Raw genomic sequence first — 942 nt, forward strand, 5'->3', positions numbered from 1 at the left:
AGAGCCGGCTCCGCAAATTTGGACAGGTCGATAAGTGGAGTTTCTGCCTGACAGCGGGCACGCTGGTGCCTGCGAATCAGGAGCGACGATGAGCAGACGAGCCCGCCGGAATCACACACCGGCCTTCAAGGCGAAGGTGGCGCTTGCCGCCGTCAAGGGCGACCGGACGATAGCTCAGCTGGCTGAGCAGTTCGACGTCCACCCCAATCAGATTACGGCGTGGAAGGCGCAGCTGGAGGGTGGCGCTTCCGGAGTTTTTGGACCTGGCAGCGCTGCGCCGGCCACGCCTGCGATCGATGTGAAGTCGCTGCATGCCAAGATCGGGGAGCTGACGCTGGAGAACGATTTTTTAGAAGGAGCGCTCACCAAGGCGGGATTGCTGAGCGCAAAGCGATGATCGACCGCGAGCATGATCTGTCGATCTCCAGGCAGGCGGAAGTTTTGCAGATCAGCCGCGGCAGCGTTTACTACCTGCCGCGGCCGGTGCCGGATGCCGATCTCGCGATCATGCGGCGTCTCGACCGGCTGCATCTGGAGTTTCCCTTCGCCGGTTCGCGTATGCTGCGAGGCCTGCTGGCTGCCGAGGGGTGCAAGATCGGCCGCCGGCATGTCAAGACGCTGATGCGGCGGATGGGGATAGAGGCGCTCTATCGCCGTCCGCGCACCACCAGGCCGGAGCCCGGCCACAAGATCCATCCATACCTGCTGCGCGGCCTGGAGATCACGCGACCGAACCAGGTCTGGGCGATGGACATCACCTACATCCCGATGGCGCGTGGCTTCGTCTATCTCGCCGTGGTGCTGGACTGGGCGACACGTCGGGTTCTGTCGTGGCGGCTATCGATTACCATGGAAGCGGCCTTCTGCGTCGAGACGCTGGAGGATGCCTTGGCTCGTCACGGCAAGCCGGACATCTTCAACACGGATCAGGGCTCGCAGTTC

Annotated in this window: 1 pseudogene; it reads left to right on the top strand. The window is 63.3% G+C overall.

The features are described 5' to 3' along the window. Positions 1 to 88 precede the first annotated feature (88 nt). A pseudogene (locus tag QSV46_RS39055) lies at positions 89 to 942 on the top strand (IS3 family transposase); the annotation flags it as partial.

The organism is Bradyrhizobium cosmicum, from assembly GCF_032290525.1.
Taxonomy (GTDB): Bacteria; Pseudomonadota; Alphaproteobacteria; order Rhizobiales; family Xanthobacteraceae; genus Bradyrhizobium; species Bradyrhizobium cosmicum_A.